We start from the raw sequence: 1,739 nt of genomic DNA, 5'->3' as shown, positions 1-1,739 counted from the left end.
GGACCGGTCCGGTGAAGCCAGACCGGTCCGGTGGAGTCAGACCGTTTCGGCGGAGACGGCCGGATGCAGCTCCGCGGGATCCCCGACGAACGAGCACTCACCCCGGTGCAGGACGTAGGCGACGTCGGCGAGGCCGAGGGCGTCGTTGGTGTACTGGTCGGCGAGAACCACCGTCGTCCCGCCGAGCGCGACCGTCGCCAGCCAGGTGAACAGCTCGCTGGCGACCTTGGGTGACAGGCCGAGGGAGAGCTCGTCGACCAGCAGCACCCTGGGCCGGGCCAGCAGGGCCCGGGCCAGGGCGAGCATGCGCCGCTCGCCGCCGGAGAGCGTCCCGGCCCGCTGGGCGAGCCGCTCGCCCAGCCGGGGGAAGGCCTCCAGCGCCGGGGAGATGTCCCGTTGCCCGATCGCCTCCACCACCACCTGCAGGTTCTCCCGCACGGTGAGGGTGGCGAAGACCGCGCGTTCGTCTGGGACGAACATCAGGCCCGAACGGGCCCGCTCCAGGGCCGACATTCTGGTGATCGTCCTGCCCTGCCAGGTCAGGGAGCCCGACCGCAGCGGTAACACGCCGGCGAGCACCCGCAGCGTGGTGCTCTTGCCCGCGCCGTTGACCCCGAGCAGCGCGGTGACCTTCCCCGCGGGGACCGTCAGGTCGAGCCCGTGCAGGACCTCGATGGTCCCGTAACCGGCGCGGGCGCCGGTCAGTACCAGTTCAGCGCTCATGCCAGCGGCCCCTGCGCGAGATAGACGGCCCGTACGGTCGGATCCTCACGGACGGCAGCCGGTGCCCCGTCGGCGACGATACGCCCGCCCACCATCGCGTACACCTGGTCGGTGACGGAGAAGACCAGTTCGACGTCGTGGTCCACCAGCAGGATGCCGACCCCCTCGTCGGCGACCTGCCGCAGCAGCCCGGAGAGCCGTTCGGTCTCCTGCCCGTCCAGCCCGCTGGCCGGCTCGTCGAGCAGCAGGACGTCGGGCCGGGCGCACAGGGCACGGGCGAGCTCGACCAGGCGCAGCGCCCCGGTCGGCAGTGTTCCCGTGGTCGTGTCGGCGATGCCGGTGAGGTTGAGGGACTCCAGGGTGCGGGTCATCACCCGCCGGGTGCGGGCACTGCCGTGCGGGGTGCGTCCCAGCAGCCCGCCGATGTAGTCGCGGTGCCTGTTCTCGGCGCCCACCAGCAGGTTGTCCATGACGGTCATGCTGGTGAACAGCGACGGCACCTGGAAGGTCTGGACGAGCCCGTGGCGGGCCCGCACGTCCGGGCGCATCCGGGTGATGTTGCGGCCGCCGAGGAAGACCTTGCCGCCATCGGGTTTCTCCACCCCGGTGAGCAGGCTGAACAGCGTCGACTTGCCGGCTCCGTTCGGGCCGATCAGCCCGGTGACCTTGCCGGGCGCGACGGTGATGTCGACGTTGTCGACCGCGGTGAGCCCCCCGTAGCGGCGCACCAGGCCTCGGCCGGTGAGTTCCGCGCGGCTCACTGCGTCCCCCCGCTCACGGCGTCCCCCCGGAGGTGCGCGCGACCTGCCGCACCCGGGCGAGCAGTGCCTCCCCGAAGGGCGTGAGGACGGGGGATCCGCCGCCGGCGGCCGGTTGCCGGTATGCCACTGGCAGGACGGACGCCGGCGAGGTGGGGACGACAGGCCCGCCGGCCGCGGCGATGCCGGCGCCGGCAGCCGTCGGGCCGGCGGCCGAGGCGGAGATCAGGGCGGACGACGCGGCAGCGGCCCGCGCGG

The 1,739-nt window shown here is 73.3% G+C and carries 2 protein-coding genes and 1 pseudogene; all 3 read right to left on the bottom strand.

From position 1 onward, the window contains the following. Positions 1-36: 36 nt before the first annotated feature. On the bottom strand, positions 37-723 hold the full coding sequence (locus tag AC5LSR_RS17500) for an ABC transporter ATP-binding protein (RefSeq protein ID WP_250282935.1): 687 nt from the start codon (positions 721-723) through the stop codon (positions 37-39). After that, positions 720-1,484 carry an ABC transporter ATP-binding protein gene (locus AC5LSR_RS17495; protein WP_250282937.1) on the bottom strand — a complete coding sequence of 255 codons (765 nt, stop codon included), beginning with the start codon at positions 1,482-1,484 and terminating at the stop codon, positions 720-722. Before AC5LSR_RS17495 ends, AC5LSR_RS17500 begins: the two co-directional genes overlap by 4 nt. A gap of 13 nt (positions 1,485-1,497) precedes the next feature. Continuing rightward, positions 1,498-1,739, bottom strand: a pseudogene (locus tag AC5LSR_RS17490) (hypothetical protein); the annotation flags it as partial.

This window comes from Protofrankia sp. CiP1_Cm_nod4, from assembly GCF_982290645.1.
The sequence above is the reverse complement of the archived record's forward strand: the minus strand, read 5'-3'. Positions and strand labels throughout refer to the sequence as shown.

Excerpts from the sequence above, each read along its gene's own strand:
- AC5LSR_RS17500 (WP_250282935.1), bottom strand. The coding sequence starts at position 723 with ATGAGCGCTGAACTGGTACTGACCGGCGCCCGCGCCGGTTACGGGACC.